Origin of the sequence: Paenibacillus sp. FSL H8-0332 (assembly GCF_037963835.1) — a bacterium.
Lineage (GTDB): Bacteria > Bacillota > Bacilli > Paenibacillales > Paenibacillaceae > Paenibacillus_AQ > Paenibacillus_AQ rhizoplanae.
Genome location: NZ_CP150145.1, coordinates 1,937,263 through 1,953,262, shown reverse-complemented (window position 1 = coordinate 1,953,262; position 16,000 = coordinate 1,937,263). Strand labels below are relative to the sequence as shown.

The window sequence follows — 16,000 nt, the reverse complement described above, 5'->3', positions numbered from 1 at the left end:
TTTATTATTTTTACCTTAGCGGTGAAAATCCGGACACAAAGGCGAACGCTGCCGCTTCTCCACAATCAGTCCGCCCGCTGCGCTGTTTAAGAGGTGGGAGATACAGCAAACCCTAAACCCTTAAACCCAGTCCATATAATGAATTAAAAAAGAAATCGCCCTTTATTAAAGGGCAGTATCATGCCTCTTAAATAAAGAGCAATTCTGTATACACTTATAACCAATGACTCTTTGGTCTCCCACTAACTTTCAGCGTATCATCTACTGGTTTATTCGCTATTCGCGGGAGAGAGCCGGTTACTTCTAAAATCCTGCCCAAAATGCAACATTCGCCTCATTAGATCAGCCCAAAACCAAAAGTGTTGCAGAAAAAGCAGCATTTCACGATCTTCAGGCGGATCTGTGGAACAATTCCTGCAATTTATGCAACAATCCTCCCACACACCCAGGTACCTAGAAAGGTAAGTTGCAACAAATGCAACATTTATGGCCGAAGGCGTACTTGAGCTCCTTCAGTCTGCCAGCATCATTCCATCCATCGAGGAGTCTTTAGAAATCATCTTTCTTCCGCTAGCTCCCCAGCAGTTGACCGATACTACTCAGACTTATTGCGCCACAATATTGAACGTTATTGATCCTTCCAGCGCTGCACGCTTATTGTCACTGTCTGCGCTCCGCCTGCCGGCGTAAGCGTCCGGTTGGCAATTTCTGCGCCGCTGGATGTAGTCTCTACCGTGCCCCAGCTTCCGCGTGTCAGCTTATACGTCACAGCGCTGCCTGCCGGAAGGTTCAAGGTGACGGAATAGACGCCGTCACTGCCACGGGTCAGCAGGTAGGCTGCATCTGCCGCATTCCAGCTGTTGAATGAACCCGTAAGATAGACCTGAGCATTCGCCGGAGTCGAGGCCGGAACGCTGACCCGGAAGGTCACGCTGTCTGCCTGAGGTTCACCTGTGGTTAAGCTCCCCCCTGCCAGACTGGAGCTGCCGGTACCAAAATGATAATTGTTACCGCCATTGCTATCCCAGGTGCCGCTGCCGTTATTGAAAGCTGCGGTCAGACCTGTAGCGCTGCCCAGCGGAATGGTAATAGACTTGTAGCCGCTGAAGTCCGAGGCCTGCATCTGCACACCCGGTGAAGTCGTCCAGACCGTCGCCCCATCCAGCTTGTAATGGATATAGGAATTGCTGAACGCCGTATTCTTGTAATAGATTGTCGCAGTGTTGCCCGCCGGAGTGGCGGTTGGCACAGGTGTTGCCGTTGGCGCTACCGTTGGTGCTACGGTCGGTGTCGCGGTCGGCGCTACGGTTGGTGTCGCTGTTGGAGCTACGGTTGGCGTAGCTGTCGGCGATGCCGTTGGCGTTACCGGGCCGCCTGCCTGGATATTGCCTGTAGGCGTGTAGGTCCAGGTGCCGGTGCCGAACAGGTAATTGCTGCCGCCGTTGCTGTCCCAAGTCCCGCTGCCGTTATTGAAGCAGGCTTCGAGCTGGGTGGCTGCGCCGATGTTGATGGTGATTTTGTTATAGCCTGCCACTTCAGCGGCTGGAATCGCTACACCCGGCGAGACTGTCCAGGTACCCCCAACCGGGCGGTAATGAATGTACGGATTGGTGTAACCCTGCTTGTAGTATATCGTTACACTGTTCCCGGCTGGTGTGACGATCAGTGCCGCTGCGCTAAGTGCCGACAGATTGGCGGCGGCGTCATACGCTTTTACCGTATAAGAATAATTAGTGCTGCCGGATAATCCGCTATCGGTATACGATGTAGTCGCAGAGGTTCCGATCTTGACTCCATTGCGGTAAATCTCATACCCTGTAACTCCGACATTATCCGTGGAGGCCGACCAGGACACTAGCGCACTGGAGGCATTCTGGACCGTAGCCGTTACATTCTCCGGAACAGTCGGAGCCTTCGTATCAACGATGGACTGAGTCTTGGAGTAGATCTTGGCCGAATTGGCACCCAGGGTAACTGTAATTTGCTTACCGGTGGCACCGCCCGCCTGCACAGTCACAGTATCGGAGGGGTTCAACTGGTTCACCAGAACTGTACCTGCGGTAAGCGTGCTTTCGGCGCGCAGCGGCAGCGTCACCGTCTGTGATCCGCCGGATGCATTACTGAATGCGGAGATGACCTCCTGGCCGACATTCGTGCCCGTATCAATCCGCCGGGAGAAGGCGTACAGATTCTGTGCGGACCACATTTCGCGCTGGGTGCCGGTGCGGAGGGCCGGGTTGTTTTTGCGGATCTCGTTCAGCTTGGCTACATGCTTGAAGGTACTGGCATTCTCATTGAAATAATTCTCCAGCACATTGCCGTTTGCATCCCGCTTCACCATTGACCAGCGGTTCCATGTATCGGCGATCCCGCCCGTCATGATCTGCCCGTTGCCGTTGCCCTTATTCTGCTCTGTTCCCTGGAAGACCACAGGCGTTCCGCGCACGGTGAAAATAAAGGACAAAGCATTCTGCAGCTTCTCAACACTGCCCCCGGCTTCTGTCAGGAAGCGGTTGCGGTCATGATTGTCGATGAAGGTAACCATATGGTTGGCATTGCCGCCGTAGTAGGAGTCTTGAGCCAGGGTGCCTTTAATATTGGCGTCAAAAGACTGCCCGTACGCGAAGCTGTTCAGCACGGAGAAGAACAGCGGGAAGTCGAGCATCCCCCACTCCTTATTGGTACCGACCCAGCGGGAGACGAATTCGGCATTGCCGTCGAAATTCTCTCCGAAGGTATTCACGCCCAGCAGGTTCTGAAGTTCGCCGATATCTGTCGGCTTGATCAGCTTGGCCGCATCGACACGGGCACCGTCTGCCCCCGTATAGTCGAACCAGCCTTTAATGGAGCTGAAGATGGCCTGCTTGGCGGCAGGAACATCGAAGTCGATATCATCCAGACCACCCAGATCATGATTCTCCAGATAATCCTGGGCCCACTGATCGTACCGTCCATCGGCAAGTGACCAGTTAATATCCCCGTTATGGTGATACCAGGCCGGATTATTGAACGGAGCAGCCGGCTGCAGGGACGGGATATCATAATAGGCCTGAGTGCCGAGCATGTAATCACCGATGTGGTTGGGAACGACATCAATGATCACCTTAATTCCGAGCGCATGCGCGGAGTCTACGAGCTCTTTCAGCTTTTCTTTGGTGCCGAAGTAAGGGTTGGCCTTGTTCGGATCTTTGACATTGTAGCCGTGGTAGGCAGTGTTCTTGCCTGTACCGTTGTTCTCACGGTTAGTCATCTGGGGCTCGGCTACCGGTGAGATCCAGATCGCGGTATAGCCCATATTGTGAATATACGGGAGCTTGTCAATGACCCCCTGCCAGTCGCCGCCCTTCATGTAACGGAAATCCTCCTCAGAGTTCTCCCCGTAGCGGATGGCTGCTCCTGTGGCATTATTGGAAGTGTTTCCGTCATGGAAACGGTCAACCATAATCTGATAAATCGTGTCATTCTCGGTTACTGTTCCAATGCTGGCTGCTTCAGCCCTGGCCGGGGGCAGAACGAACATGCTCATCGCGATCGACAGTATCATAGATGTGATTAGTACGGGAACAAGTAGGCGTGTACGTTTACTTTTCATTCCTCATCTCCCTCTCATAAAAACGGATGCAACACACTTTCAGCAATGAATAAGCTGCCGTCAATAACTCCAATCTTTCTAATGCAAGGGAAACCGGTTTCCCCAATAAAAATTAACATGTCCCTGTATGCGCTGTCAAGACATATAATTTATAACTTCCACAAGCCCCATCCTATATGGGATGCCGACTCTGCAAAACATGAAAAAAATATTATTCGGCACAGCCGAATAGCTGTAAGTTCTTTTCAGGAACCGGTTGCCTCCAGAAAATATAGTGTTAGACTGATAAATAAAAATGCTGCAATATAGGGGGGACAGATATTATGTTGAACCCATCCATTCTGCGGGACGGATTAAGACTCATCTCTTCATGTAAAAAAGACACAGGGGATATCTGGCAGGCTCACTTTGGTGCTGCCGCTATTGGCAGTCATTTTTTTATTAAAACGAATAATCCGGCACCAGAACTTGTCCGACTTGTAGCTTTGCAGACCGAAGCGATGATCCAAAGGATACTTGGGGAGAACGGCACACAACATCGTACCGGCTGTGACGAGCAGCTAGCTGTAAATGCCATACTTGAGGCCCTTGATACAACGATTGATCAGTTACACTGGGTCGGTCATAATGTGATTTACAGCGCATCGTGTCTGCTGGCCATTCATGAACTTAAGGGCTGGGGAAGTGCGGAGGATCTTGCAGGAATAACCGATCTTATCCGCTCGTTTGAGCGGACAATTCCGGGGCGTTCATGGATTGGTTTCTCTGCTTCCGAGGTGAAGAGGATGGAGATTACAGACGAGGACGGCTTTCCGGTCATATCGAATCCCGCTGAGCTTTCTTCATTTGTCCTGGAAGAATTAGCTGATTTCCCTGTCATTTACCGGGCAGAAGCACATCATGATCTGATGGGTCATATGCTGACTTTCTCCCACGCGTTAAACATCCTGTTTGACCTTGGCCATGTCTCCTTTTTCCAAAGAGGATTACCGCCTGTAATGAAACTGATTAAAGTTCTGCGCCATAGCCGTAACCTTGTACCTGGAGAACCCATCAAACTGGTTTCACCTGTCGATCATTTACCCCTGCAGCCGGCTGAGCGTGCGGACGTATTGCCGACCGACATTAAGTTTTGGGAAAAGGACTATAGCGGGCAGGATTGGGATTATGGTCATGTGTTTAAATTCACCCATAGCTTCTATGACCATTTACAACGTGTCGAGCATAAGAAAGAATCCTATATTGAAAAATTCCGCTATACGCTAATTCAATAAGCATCTTATATTTAAAAACAGCGCCAGTCTGCGGACTTTACTCGTCCATGACTGCCGCTGTTTCTTTGATTGAGGTCCTGTTACTTAAACACCGGCTCCCGGAACTGGGCCAGCTTGGCGGCGGAATCCTTCTCCACATCGGCATGCAGGCTGTTGCCGTGGGCATCCATGGTCACAATTGCTGCGAACCCTTCCACCTGTAAATGCCACATCGCCTCAGGAATGCCGAATTCCATGAAGTCTACCGCATTAACCTTCTTGATACATTCTGCATAATACTGCGCCGCTCCGCCAATAGCATTGAGATAGACGCCGCCGTGTTCGCCTAATGCCTTGAGGGTCTTGGGGCCCATACCGCCTTTGCCAATTACGGCACGGATACCGAACTTCTTAATAATATCCCCCTGATACGGCTCCTCGCGGATGCTGGTTGTCGGTCCGGCCGCCTTCACATGCCAGCCCTCATCATCCTTCAGCATAACCGGGCCACAGTGATAGATGACGGCACCGTTCAGATCGACAGGGGTGTCGTGATCCATGAGGTATTTGTGCAGGGCATCGCGGCCGGTATGCATCTCGCCGGAGAGGATCACCACATCACCGACACGCAGGCTGCGGATGTCCTCCTCGCTGATTGGTGTGGTCAGGCGGACTTCGCGCGAGCCGCCTGATCCGGCAGAAGCTGCCGCAGCCGGTTCGGATGCCGCTTCATGTACCGGGACAACCGGATCGGAAGCTGCTTCACCCGTACCGGATACAATGGCCGGTGCCGCAGGAATCGTCGCATCCTCTGGCACCACGCCGGAAACTGCCCGATCTGCCGCAGCTACTCCCACCGCTTCAGCAACAGGCTGCGGTGCAGCTTCTCCCTCGACGGATATCCCGGTGCCGCTCTCATACAGCCATTCCTGAATGTCACCGGTAGCCGGATGGACCAGAATGCCTTGACGGCGGAAGGCCCAGCAGTTATAAGCTACCGAGACGAAAAAGCTGGCTGGCAGCCGGTTCATTACTCCGATTTTGCAGCCCAGCAGCGTCACTTCACCGCCGAAGCCCATCGTGCCGATTCCGAGCTTATTGGCATTCTCCATAATGTAATTCTCCAGCTTGCCCAAATCTTCAATAGGATTCACATCCTCGACCTTGCGGAACAGCTGCTTCTTCGCCAGCTCATAGCCCGTGGTACGGTCGCCGCCAATGCCTACGCCAATGAAGCCTGCGCTACAGCCCTGACCCTGCGCCTGGTATACGGAATGCAGGATGCACTTGCGGATACCGTCGAGGTCGCGTCCGGCTTTGCCGAGTCCCTCCAGCTCTGCCGGAAGGCTGTACTGGATGTTCTTATTCTCGCAGCCGCCGCCCTTCAGGATCAGCCGGACGTCAACGCTATCTTCCTCCCACTGCTCAAAGTGAATCACCGGAGTCCCTGCCCCCAGATTATCCCCGCTGTTCTCGCCGGTTAGCGAATCCACGGAATTAGGCCGCAGCTTCCCGTTCTTCGTAGCGCGGATAATCGCGCTGTGAATATCCTTCTTCATTTCTATCTGATTCACGCCCACCGGCGTATGAATTATAAAAGTCGGCATCCCCGTATCCTGGCAGATCGGCGATATTTGCTGCTCCGCCATCCCGATATTTTGCGCTATCGTGGTTAGTGCCAGTCCGGAGCGTGTCGCCCGGTCTTCCAGCGCCCGCCCTCTGGCCACCGCCCGGCGCACATCACCCGGCAAGTTCGTGGAGGTCTCTACAATCAAATTATAAATGCTCTCTTCAAAATGCTGCATCTTCATTCAGTCTCCTCTCCATCTGGTTCAAGCGGCCCTATCTCTGGTACAATTAGTTACTATAATAGCACATTAAGCTGCTCATGAAAGGGGTTACTTCAAAATTGAACTACCATTTCTCTGCCTATCTCTACCGGCTGCAATATATCCAGCGCTGGAGCCTCATGCGCAGCACCGCCCCGGAGAACGTGGCGCAGCATTCATTCCAGGTCGCCCTGCTGGCGCACATGCTGTGCACCATAGGCAATGCCCATTTCGGCCGCTCGCTGAACGCCGACCGTGCATCTACGATGGCGCTGTTCCACGACGCCACCGAGGTCTTCACCGGCGACATCGCCACGCCGGTGAAGCATAACAACTCGCGTCTGCTGTCCAGCTTCCGCGAGATGGAGCAGGTGGCCGCCGACCGGCTGGCGGCCATGATTCCGCCAGAGCTGAGCGCAGTCTATGCGCCGCTCCTGCAGCCGCACACCAGCCCGCCCGGCTCCGAAGATGCCGGACTGCTACGCTACGTCAAGGCAGCGGATGTGCTGGACGCTTACCTGAAATGCGTCTGGGAGGTCGCCGCAGGTAACCGAGAATTCGCCGCCGCCAAAGAGCAGACCGCCGCGAAGCTGCATGTGCTGGGGATGCCTGAGATGGAATATTTCCTTAAACACATGGCTCCGGGCTTCGAGATGTCGCTGGACGAGCTGTCTTCCAGCGCGAGTCAGGGACAGTCTGCCGGACAACCTGAATCCATAGAGTAAATAGAGTACAGTATTCGTATATGTTGGCTCCTAGCGTTGGCTGTTACACTAACGTGTTAACAATGCTATGCGAATGCCGCTTTTAAGCGGAACCCTATTTTTTCCAGTCGACTGCTTTCTGACCGCATCCGGTGTCAGCCCTGAGGAGCACACAATCGATCCATGTAGTGTTTCTCCAGCACATTACGATTGTGTTCGGTTTTTCGCCTACATTCGACCGTACGTCTTCACGATAGAAGGAGAAGTTGGCGCGAGAAGCCCTGTAATCTTTAGATTATGCAAATAACCCGCCTCACGGCGGGTTATTTGCGTCCAGTCAATCTGGTCAGTTGCGTGAGTCTGGTCAATCCAGTCAGTTACTCCAGACTACATCCATCCAATTCTTTTCGGCTAAGCCAAGCCGGCCGGCTCGGACAGGATATCCCAGTCCTTGAACACCGGCTCCAGCCCTCGCAAGCGCAGCATCACGGCGATCTCATCCACGCTGCGGTTGTCCGAGATTTCAAACTGCGGCGTTCCCCCTTCCAGGGAATGTCCGCCCACTTCGGTGGATACCCCTGCCGACATCTTCGTGATGCCGAGCTGGACCAGATGATCGCGCAGAGCAGCAGGCTCGCGTGTGGACAGTGAGAGGCCAGAGCGCGGCAGGAACAGACGGTACGCCAGGATAATCTGCACCAGTGCACGGTCGGTCACATCACTTGCGGGATTGAATTCCCCCAGGTATGGCCGAAATCTTGGAACGGACAATCCGATTTCGCATTCCGGGTACTTGTCCTGCAAGTACCTCGCATGCAGCGCAGTGGCCAGAGCCTCCTGGCGCCATTCGTACATGCCGAGCAGGGCTCCGATATTGACCGAACGGAACCCGGCCTCACAGCCCCGCTCGGGAGCATCCAGACGGTTGCGGTAGACGCGTTTGGGTCCTTTTACATGCAGCGCCCGATAAGTCTCCTGGTGGTAGACCTCCTGATAGAGCGTCAGACCGTCCACACCGGCGTCTCTGAGCTCAGCATATTCTGCTGTCGAGAGCGGATTCACTTCAATGCTGACGGAGGAAAAATAGCGCCGGAGCACATTCACGCAGTCCCTCACATAACCGGCCGGACTGTCCCTCCGGGATTCTCCGGTCAGAATGAGAATGTGGCGCAGGCCCGTGGCTGCGATGGTCTCTGCTTCCCGGGCGACCTGCTCCAGCGTTAGTTTTTTACGCGGAAAATCATAAATGGAGCTGAAGCTGCAATAGGTACAATGATTCACACAGTAATCAGCGAGATACATCGGTGTAAATAATTGCATCACATGGCCGAAATGCGTACGCGTTAACCGGTGTGCCTTCTGCGCCATCTCCTCCAGATAAGGCTCCGCTGCCGGTGACAGCAATGCCATCAGCCCCTCTTCATCAACCTGCTCTGCACGAAGTGCGCGCTTCACATCCTCTGCCGTATACCGGCTCCATAACGCCCTGTAAGGAAGCTGCTCCAGCCGGGTCATCGTCTCATAAAAGCTCATAACCGTTCCCCCTCCCTATTACATCTGTCAGGCCAAAAACCCGGTCAACGGTGAAGAGGCTGCCGCCGTCTCCTCCACGGGCCCCAGTCCGGCGAGAAAAGCCTTACGCCCTGCGGATACCGCCTCGCAGAAGGCCTCTGCCATCAGCAGCGGATCTTTGGCGGTGGCAATTGCTGTATTAAGCAGCACCGCTGCGGCTCCCATTTCCATTGCCTCAGCCGCCTCAGAGGGTCTGCCGATTCCGGCATCCACAATGACTGGCATATCCGTCTCGGAGATCAGAATGCGGATCAGCTCCTTGGTCTGCAGTCCGCGGTTGGACCCGATTGGCGCTCCCAGCGGCATCACGGCCGCCGCCCCCGCAGCCTTCAACCGGAGAGCGGCGGACAGATCAGGACTCATATACGGAAGCACCACGAAGCCTTCTGCTGCGAGGATCTCGGTTGCCCGGATGGTCTCCATATTATCCGGCAGTAAATATTTTTGGTCGTTGATGACCTCAATCTTCACCCAGTTGCCCAGCCCCGCCGACCTCGCCAGCCGGGCAATCCGTACTGCTTCCTCTGCGGTGCGCGCACCGGAGGTATTGGGCAGTAAGGTCATATGGGAAGGAATATGGCTGACAATATTGTCCTTGCTCTCCGGGTCCACCCGGCGCAGGGCAACGGTAATGACCTGTGAGCCTGAGCGTGCAATGACCTCGGGAATGAGGGTGTTACGGCTGTATTTTCCGGTACCAATGAACAGTCTGCTGGTTAGAGTCACTCCGCCAATCGTCAAAGGGTCTTGCATTATACCGCCTCCTGGGATAAGTTATCGCCTGTATCTAAACTGCCAATCTGCCTGCTCGTTCGCTTCTCCTCTGCCCGCCTATCCCTAACCTCCGCCTACAAAATGAACCAGCTCCACCCGGTCCCCCTCGCTGAGCAGTGTCTCTCCATAAACCTCTCTGCCGGCAAGCTCACCGTTCAGCTCGACAATCACCAGCTTACCGGCCCACTCGGGCCGGGCCAGCAGATCCGCCAGTGTCCGGCAGCTCTCTTCGATCCTTTGACTCTTCCCGTTAACGGTCACATCCACGTCTGTTCACCTCCTGCTGTGCCCTGTGCTTGATCCATATCCGGCGTCTCAGCCAGCTCGGCCGCCCTCTGAACCGCTGCCCTGTATGCCCGGGCCGCTGCGACCGGGTCCGGGGCTCCACAGATCCCCGACATGACAGCAATGCCAGCCGCCCCTTGGGCCAGCACTGTTCCGGCATTGTCCGGGGTAATCCCTCCGAGCGCAATCAGCGGTATGCGGCTCCAGCGGACGGCCTCCGCCAGCTGCTCCAGTCCGCGTGCCTCCTGTCCGGGCTTGCAGGCCGTCGGGAACACATGCCCGTAGAGGCAGAAGTCCGCTCCCTGCCTTCCAGCCTCCACCGCCTCTTCCCGGGAGTGCACGGACCTGCCGATCCGCAGGCCCGGTGCACAGCCGCGCACTGCGGCTGGCGGAAGGCTATGCCAGGCTAACTGTACACCACCTGCCCCGGCGGCCAGGGCAAGATCGATCCGGTCATTAATGACCAGCTTCGAAGGCGGAACCCCGGCCTGAAGCATCTGCTGCGCCGTAGCCAGCAGTTCGCGGGCGGACATGGCTTTTTCCCGGAGATGAATATAATCCACCATGGGATGTACCGCCACGGCCCATTCGGCCAGCGCTTCAGGCTGCAGCCGCCCGTCTGAGATGACATGAAGTTCGTGCAACGCCTTCGCCCCTCTCTTCCGCTCCATTCTCCATAAACACACAAACACAAAAAAGACCGCCCCCATAAGGAAGCAGTCTGGAATATAAGCAGGGATACCGGTGGCCGGAACCCCCGCTGCATTATTCGTTTCTCCACTTCCCTACGCTGGTATAACCCAGATCAGGTTCAAAGGGTCCAAGCAGATACGCCCGTCTCAGCCTTGCGGCTCCCCTAGTGATCGTTCTATGCTATTGTTTGGCCTTGCTTTTTGTATATTAGCATATAATTCCTGTTAGAGCTATCATCCGTTGACGACCTCGCCGCCGTTCACATGCATAACCTGTCCGCTCACATAAGAGGAATCGTCCGAGGCCAGGTATACATAAGCCGGTGCCAGCTCTTCAGGCTGCCCCGGGCGCTTCATCGGCTGGGTGCCACCGAACTCACTGACCTTCTTCGCGTCAAAGGTTGACGGAATCAGCGGGGTCCAGATCGGTCCGGGCGCTACCGCATTCACGCGGATGCCCTTATCGGCCAGATTCATCGACAGCGAACGGGTGAAGCTGAGAATCGCTCCCTTGGTGGACGAATAGTCCAGCAGCTGCGGGCTGCCGCGATACGCCGTGATGGAGGTGGTGTTAATGATCGTAGCGCCTTTTTTAAGATGAGGCATAGCTGCTTTTGTCAGATAGAACATGGAGAAAATATTCGTCCGGAACGTACGCTCCAGCTGCTCCGCTGTGATGTCCTCAATATGATCCTGCGGATGCTGCTCCGCCGCATTGTTGATTAGAATATCGAGCTTGCCAAGTCCTTCAACCGTTTGATGAATCAGGTCCTGACAGAAGGCTTCGTCCCCGATGTCCCCGGCGATCAGAATACACTTTCTGCCCTCCTGCTCCACCTGGCGCTTGGTCTCTTCCGCATCCTCATGCTCGTTCAAGTAGGAGATCACCACATCTGCGCCCTCCTTGGCAAAATGAACGGCAACCGCACGCCCGATCCCGCTATCACCTCCCGTAATGAGTGCGGCCTTGCCCAGCAGTTTGCCTGCTGCCTTGTACGCCGGTGTCTCAAACTCCGGAAGCGGATTCATCTCACTTTCAATTCCGGGCTGCTGATCCTGTACCTGCGGAGGCAGGGTTTTGATAGGTTGTTTACTTGTGTCTGGCATAATCCATTCTCCTTTCGCAGTTCACAATAATGTTGAACACATCTTGTTAGCATGGCTTAAGGCCTGGTGTTTATGCATCAGGCAGTGTGCCTGCCTGGCTCTACGTTATGTTACTTACCACACTCGGCAGCCGCCCAAACAACCAATCTACATTCACCGGCACCCATAGCGGAACGATAGCCAGTAAGTAAGGAACGTTTCCAAAGAGAATATTATCTATATCCGCTAAGAGGAATGTCCTATACTTTGTGAGGAACGACAACTACCTTAACTGAGGGGACGCTTCTATCATGGGAAATGAGCGCATCTTGCTGACGAACGGAACTGTAATCGATGGAACCGGACAGCCGCCGCTGCATCATGTAAGCATTGAGATTGTTAATGGCCGCTTCGGCACCATAGCACAGCATAATGACATTAACGGGAGAACCGGGTATGACTCCGCCACAACAGTGATCGACCTTGAGGGTATGGTCATTTTGCCGGGGTTTATTCACACCCATGCCCATACCAGCTTCAAGTACATACAGAATGAGCCGCTGCACGGATATCATACGGAATATTTGGCCGCGTGCCTTGCAGAAGGAATTACTACGATCCGCGATGAGGGGATGACTACGGCAGCATCGATTGAAGAGGTGGTCACTCACACGCAGCAGCTGGAGGGCGGTGCTTTTCCCAGAATTCTTACGTCCGGCAAAGTATTCACGGCTCCAGGCGGGTACGGTGGTCAGGAGCCTATCGGGGTAGGGAGTGCGGAGGAGGCGCGGCTTAAGGTCCGTGAAGTCCTGGGACAAGGAATACATTTCATCAAAACAGCGCTGGAAGACGGCTACGATCCCGCCACTGCCGGACTGCCCCAGCTGAATCAGGAGATTCTCGAAGCGATCTGCCAGGAGGCCCGAAGCATGGGTGCTTACGTGTCTGCTCATGTTACAAGTGCACGCAATCTTCAGATGCTGGTGAATGCAGGGATCAGCGATGCTGCCCATATGGTCTACGATCGGCTGGACGATCAACTGATCCGGCAAATGGTGAGCGCGAGCATCCATATCGTCCCCACACTCACCGTACTCCAGATGTTCCAGGACAAATTCGGAGCGCCGCTGCTGGAGCAAGGCCTGGATAATGTCCGGAGATTTATTCAGGCAGGCGGAGAGGTTGGACTGGGGGATGATTTTATCGAAGAAGCTCCTCCGTGGTACAGAGCCGGGATGCCGTGGAAGGAGATCCAGTTGTTAGGTCAGGCTGGCCTCTCCCCGATGCAGATTATTGTGGCTGCCACTTCAACCGGTGCTAAGATCTGTCAGCTTGCTCATGAGCTGGGTACTATTGAAACAGGCAAGAGAGCCGACCTGTTTGTCGTCGGGGTAGATCCGCTGGCGGATATTAACAACTTGCGTCAGGTCAGATGGGTAATGAAAGACGGCAAGATCGTATCGAAATCACACTAGCAGGAGGTTTTGCAAAAATGAACGCAAGAATTACACTATCTCCGGTCACCCCGGACGATATCGATTTCATCACAGATCTGGAGAGCAACGCCTCACTCTGGCCCTTCGAGGATATGCTTCCAACCGACAAAGAGGCGGTCCGGAAGACTGTGGCGGAACGAATCCATAGCGACTGGCACAGACAATTCCTGATTAGGCTAGCCACTCCCGAAGCAACCCCTGTAGGGGAAGTGCATATACACTGGTATATAAAAGAGCGCGAGAGCTGGGAGCTGGGCTACAGCCTTTTCGCTGAATACCGGGGGCAAGGCTACTGCACCGAAGCGGCGCAGCTGGCCTTGAAGCTTGCTTTTGAAGAATGGAAGGCCCACAGAGTCGTAGCAATGTGCAATGAGTACAATACCTCATCCATCAAAGTGCTGGATAGGTTAGGCATGGTCCGCGAAGGCGTATTCCAGGAAGAAATACACTGGAACAACCAGTGGGTCAACCAATACTTTTATGCGATACTGGACCGGGAGTACCTGGGGAGTAACGGGATATAGACCAGGGTAACGATGCTGATACCTAATGCTACGCTAAGCGGTGCCTCGCTCTTTAACTAACACTTCTCCATCTGCCTGATTTTGGCTGCATCCGGCGTTAGCGATGAGGAGAATCATCATAATGCTAAATGTATTCGGTTTTTCACATACATTCGGCCCATATGCCTTCGCAGCTTAAATTGTATTCGGTTTTTCGCATACATGGGCCAATATGTCTTCGCAGCAGCAAATTGTATTCGGTTTTTTGCATACATTCTTCTATGCTCCTCATGACGCCGGTTAGAAGAGCAGTCTTTTATTCAGAACTCTATTCATCTTCCTTCACAATTGCATCCTGAACCTTACCCGCACCCGTAACCTTCGTTGACATATTCAGAATCGCCTGCGTCACCGTTGTCCCTTCATCCAGCTCTATCTTAACCCCTGATGCAGAGGCAGCAGTCTTAAGCGTGCGTATGGAGCCTTTTTGCAGGTGGAGGACTGGTCCTTGGCCTTCAATATTCACGTCTACGAAATTACCGTTAAGCGTTACTGCGATCCCGGCCGCAAGACCGGATGGCAGATCAATATCTGTGAACCCTTCTCCGGTACCCTCCCCCTCTTCCAGATTTACACCGGACTGTACCGACAATGCCTTCACCCAGGTTGTACCTTCGGTGACCAGGCGGGCAGTTCCACTATTCTTCTGCACAATCACTTGGTTCATGGTTGTGTTCTTGAGCTGCACTGAGGGATCTCCGCTGCCCTGTATGATGACCTTGCCTAGTACTTCAACACTGTCCAAGTTCACCTCTCCGTTGCCGATCCCTTCCTCCAGGACCAGGTCTCCAAAAATTTTCAGATTCTGCAGCAGCACATCATAGCCGGATACAGTGACATTGTTATAGTATTTGATGGCTCCTGGTTCAAAGCTTCCAAGCCCCTCAGAACGGCTTATAGTTACACTCTGCAAGCCGCCGCTTGTGACATTGTAGTAATCCAGCAGTGCAACCGCTTCGGCCCGGGTCATCGCCTGTTCTGGAGCAAACCGCCCGTCCGGGTACCCCTTCATTCCTCCGGCATTGATCATTGCAGCGACATCGGCTTGGCTCCAGCCTGCAATCTGATCCTTATCGCTGAGCATGGATAATACCTCCGTGCTTCCCGTCTCAAAATACATCATTCTGCTCACCATAATCGCCGCCTCCTGGCGCATAACGGGATCGCCCGGACGAATCGTGCCTCCGTAACCCTTGATGATGCCCACTTCCAGCGCTTTCGAGATTTCTTCGTATGCCCAGCTCGTCTTAGGCAGATCGCTGAAATCAGCCTTCACCTTGCTCTCAGCCGTCAGCCCGGCCAACTGGTTGATTAACGCGATAAATTCCGCTCTAGTGATCGCCTGATCCGGCCGGACTGACCCGTCCGCGAATCCCTTCAGCCATCCCTGTTCCAGCCAGCGGCTCATCTGCTTCTGCGCCCAGTGTCCTTCATAATCGGCTGCCGCAGACATATGCCCGGCTGAACCCAGCAGCAAGCCCAGACTCAGCCCGACCGTTACTAATTTTCTTCCTATCATTACTGCGCTCACTCCTAAGTATGTATGTGATGCCAAATGAACCAAGCACCTAATCACAGTGTATCGGAATACATAGCCGTTGGGAACAATATCCAACCATGTGCATCCAGACATGCGAAACAGCCCTGGAGGCCGAGGCTTCCAGAGCTGTTAGCACCACACTGCCAATCCGGCAGCAGGCTATTTAGATAATCGTATTGTAGACCATGAAGAAAATCATGATCACCAGCGAAACCATCAGCAGCAGACTCATAGTACGGATCTTGGCAGTCTCCGCAGAAACATCACGGTTCTCTCTCATGCCTGCCGCAGCAAGGCGCAGAGGCTTGGTCATAATCCCGCCGAACGCGAACATAGCCAGCAGAAGCACCGTAACAATGATCATCCAAGGTACAGAATACTCGCCCTTGGTCATCATATAGCCGCCGGTCAGCAGCTGGATCACAAGGCCGTATTGGGCAAAACGGTTGAATCCGCCAATAGCACTCAAGGTGCCTTCCTTCGCCGGGGAGGACAGCTTAGCCGTCCCGCTTAAGATAAACGGCAGCACCAGATAGAAGCCAAGTGCCAGCGTCCCGATCATATGCAGAAAAAAGAAAACATGACCCATCATAATCTCCTCCAATTTCAATTTG

Annotated in this window: 13 protein-coding genes and 1 riboswitch; of the genes, 4 read left to right on the top strand and 9 right to left on the bottom strand. The window is 54.0% G+C overall.

Annotated features, from left to right (window positions below):
- Positions 1-628: 628 nt before the first annotated feature.
- Positions 629-3,592 carry a carbohydrate binding domain-containing protein gene (locus tag NST43_RS08415; protein WP_339223718.1) on the bottom strand — a complete coding sequence of 988 codons (2,964 nt, stop codon included), beginning with the start codon at positions 3,590-3,592 and terminating at the stop codon, positions 629-631.
- Positions 3,593-3,915: 323 nt separating this feature from the next.
- Between NST43_RS08415 and NST43_RS08410 the strand changes: the two genes are divergently transcribed.
- The gene (locus NST43_RS08410) at positions 3,916-4,866 is read left to right on the top strand and encodes a hypothetical protein (RefSeq protein ID WP_339223716.1); all 951 of its coding nucleotides are present in this window, start codon (positions 3,916-3,918) and stop codon (positions 4,864-4,866) included.
- 80 nt (positions 4,867-4,946) lie between these two features.
- Here the strand turns inward: NST43_RS08410 and NST43_RS08405 are convergent, their stop codons facing one another.
- Positions 4,947-6,650, bottom strand: a complete 1,704-nt coding sequence (locus tag NST43_RS08405; RefSeq protein ID WP_339223714.1) for a fumarate hydratase — start codon at positions 6,648-6,650, stop codon at positions 4,947-4,949.
- A 104-nt stretch (positions 6,651-6,754) separates the two neighbouring features.
- On the opposite strand from NST43_RS08405, the gene yfbR reads away from it, so the two are divergent.
- A complete protein-coding gene (gene yfbR / locus NST43_RS08400; RefSeq protein WP_339223712.1) occupies positions 6,755-7,399 on the top strand; it encodes a 5'-deoxynucleotidase in 645 nt (214 codons plus the stop codon).
- A 390-nt stretch (positions 7,400-7,789) separates the two neighbouring features.
- On the opposite strand, the gene thiH is transcribed toward yfbR, so the two are convergent.
- The 5 genes from thiH to NST43_RS08375 form a co-directional block, all read right to left on the bottom strand.
- Complete coding sequence (gene thiH / locus NST43_RS08395) at positions 7,790-8,911, bottom strand: 2-iminoacetate synthase ThiH (RefSeq protein WP_339223710.1); 1,122 nt, start codon at positions 8,909-8,911, stop codon at positions 7,790-7,792.
- A 27-nt stretch (positions 8,912-8,938) separates the two neighbouring features.
- Entirely contained in the window at positions 8,939-9,703 is a 765-nt protein-coding gene (locus NST43_RS08390) for a thiazole synthase (protein ID WP_339223708.1), read from the bottom strand.
- A gap of 84 nt (positions 9,704-9,787) precedes the next feature.
- A complete protein-coding gene (gene thiS, locus NST43_RS08385; protein ID WP_339223706.1) occupies positions 9,788-9,991 on the bottom strand; it encodes a sulfur carrier protein ThiS in 204 nt (67 codons plus the stop codon).
- A complete protein-coding gene (locus NST43_RS08380; RefSeq protein WP_339223704.1) occupies positions 9,982-10,680 on the bottom strand; it encodes a thiamine phosphate synthase in 699 nt (232 codons plus the stop codon). The genes thiS and NST43_RS08380 overlap by 10 nt, the downstream gene beginning before the upstream one ends.
- Before the next feature lie 94 nt (positions 10,681-10,774).
- Positions 10,775-10,877: riboswitch (TPP riboswitch) on the bottom strand.
- 58 nt (positions 10,878-10,935) lie between these two features.
- The gene (locus NST43_RS08375) at positions 10,936-11,808 is read right to left on the bottom strand and encodes an SDR family oxidoreductase (RefSeq protein ID WP_339223702.1); all 873 of its coding nucleotides are present in this window, start codon (positions 11,806-11,808) and stop codon (positions 10,936-10,938) included.
- A 290-nt stretch (positions 11,809-12,098) separates the two neighbouring features.
- On the opposite strand from NST43_RS08375, the gene NST43_RS08370 reads away from it, so the two are divergent.
- Both NST43_RS08370 and NST43_RS08365 read left to right on the top strand, forming a co-directional pair.
- Positions 12,099-13,262, top strand: a complete 1,164-nt coding sequence (locus tag NST43_RS08370; RefSeq protein ID WP_339223700.1) for an amidohydrolase family protein — start codon at positions 12,099-12,101, stop codon at positions 13,260-13,262.
- 17 nt (positions 13,263-13,279) lie between these two features.
- Entirely contained in the window at positions 13,280-13,807 is a 528-nt protein-coding gene (locus tag NST43_RS08365; RefSeq protein ID WP_339223698.1) for a GNAT family protein, read from the top strand.
- Positions 13,808-14,114: 307 nt separating this feature from the next.
- On the opposite strand, the gene NST43_RS08360 is transcribed toward NST43_RS08365, so the two are convergent.
- Both NST43_RS08360 and NST43_RS08355 read right to left on the bottom strand, forming a co-directional pair.
- Positions 14,115-15,365: an S-layer homology domain-containing protein gene (locus NST43_RS08360; protein WP_339223696.1), complete on the bottom strand. Its 1,251-nt coding sequence runs from the start codon at positions 15,363-15,365 to the stop codon at positions 14,115-14,117.
- A gap of 184 nt (positions 15,366-15,549) precedes the next feature.
- Positions 15,550-15,975 (bottom strand): hypothetical protein, encoded by a 426-nt coding sequence (locus NST43_RS08355; RefSeq protein WP_209993482.1) that lies wholly within the window; start codon positions 15,973-15,975, stop codon positions 15,550-15,552.
- Positions 15,976-16,000: the final 25 nt, after the last annotated feature.